The sequence below is a fragment of the Streptomyces sp. N35 genome, assembly GCF_016464295.1.
In the GTDB taxonomy this organism is placed as follows: domain Bacteria; phylum Actinomycetota; class Actinomycetes; order Streptomycetales; family Streptomycetaceae; genus Streptomyces.
Genome location: NZ_JAEIMH010000047.1, coordinates 51,608 through 52,793, shown reverse-complemented (window position 1 = coordinate 52,793; position 1,186 = coordinate 51,608). Strand labels below are relative to the sequence as shown.

Sequence of the window (1,186 nt, the reverse complement as noted above, 5' to 3'; positions counted from 1 at the left end):
TGGGGCGCCCGGGGGGGGGGGGGGGGCGGGGGACGGCCCGCGGTTTCGGGAAGCGGCGGGGGGGGGAGAAAGGCCCGCCGCAGGCGCCCCCCACGGAAACCGCACCCGGACAGCAACGGCGCCGCACCGTCCCTTACCCTGAATGAGGCCGCGACTGGCGCAAAAGGTGGAGCACCACCGGGGAGCGGCCCGGCGCATCCGCACGCCGCAGCAAAAGCACCTGCCGCGCGCCTGGGCGATCGAGACAACCCTCCGACGCTCAGGAGCACCCATGACCAGCACCCCCCGCACCGCCCGTTTCATGGACGGCACCGCCCTCGCCCGCGAGATCGGCGAACGTACGGCCGCCCGGGCCGCCGCACTCACCGAGCGCACCGGCAAGGCGCCCTGCCTCGCCACCGTCCTCGTCGGCGAGGACCCCGCCTCCGTCACGTACGTGAAGATGAAGCGCAACCGCTGTGCCAAGGCGGGTATCGAGTCCCGCCATGTGGAGCTCCCGGCGGACATCACCACCGAGCAGCTCGTCGCCACCCTCACCGAGCTGTCCGAGGACCCCGACGTGCACGGCATCCTGCTGCAGCACCCGGTCGGCGAACACATCGACGAGCGCGCCGCGTTCGAGGCGATCGCGCCCGAGAAGGACGTCGACGGCGTGACCATGACGTCCTTCGCCGCGATGGGCTTCGGTCTGCCGGGCTTCGCCTCGTGCACGCCGGGGGGCATCATGCGGCTGCTCGACGCGTACGGCGTGGACCCGACCGGCAAGCGCGCGGTGGTCGTCGGCCGCAGCGCGATCCTCGGCAAGCCCGTCGGCCTGCTGCTGCTCGGGCGCAACGCGACGGTGACGTACTGCCACTCGCGTACGACGAACCTCTCCGAGGTGATCCGCGAGGCGGACATCCTGGTCGCGGCCGTGGGCCGGCCGGAGTTCATCCGCGGCGAGGACATCAAGGAGGGCGCGGTCGTCGTCGACGCGGGCTACAACCCGGGCAACGTGGGAGATGTGCACTTCAACTCGGCCGCGGAGCGCGCGAGTCTGATCACCCCGGTGCCGGGCGGTGTCGGCCCCATGACGATCGCGGTGCTGCTCGGGCAGACCGTGGACGCGGCGGAGCGGCAGACCGCCTGAGCCGGAAACGCCCGAGGGGGGGGGGGGGGTGGGCTCCCCCCCCCCCTCCGGGGGTCG

The 1,186-nt window shown here is 73.3% G+C and carries 1 protein-coding gene and 1 riboswitch; the gene reads left to right on the top strand.

Annotated elements, in window-relative coordinates:
* Positions 1–140 precede the first annotated feature (140 nt).
* A riboswitch (ZMP/ZTP riboswitch) is annotated at positions 141–244 on the top strand.
* A gap of 27 nt (positions 245–271) precedes the next feature.
* Positions 272–1,129, top strand: coding sequence for a bifunctional 5,10-methylenetetrahydrofolate dehydrogenase/5,10-methenyltetrahydrofolate cyclohydrolase (locus JAO81_RS24665; RefSeq protein ID WP_199550105.1), 858 nt, complete (start codon positions 272–274; stop codon positions 1,127–1,129).
* Positions 1,130–1,186: the final 57 nt, after the last annotated feature.

Excerpts from the sequence above, each read along its gene's own strand:
- JAO81_RS24665 (WP_199550105.1), top strand. The coding sequence starts at position 272 with ATGACCAGCACCCCCCGCACCGCCCGTTTCATGGACGGCACCGCCCTC.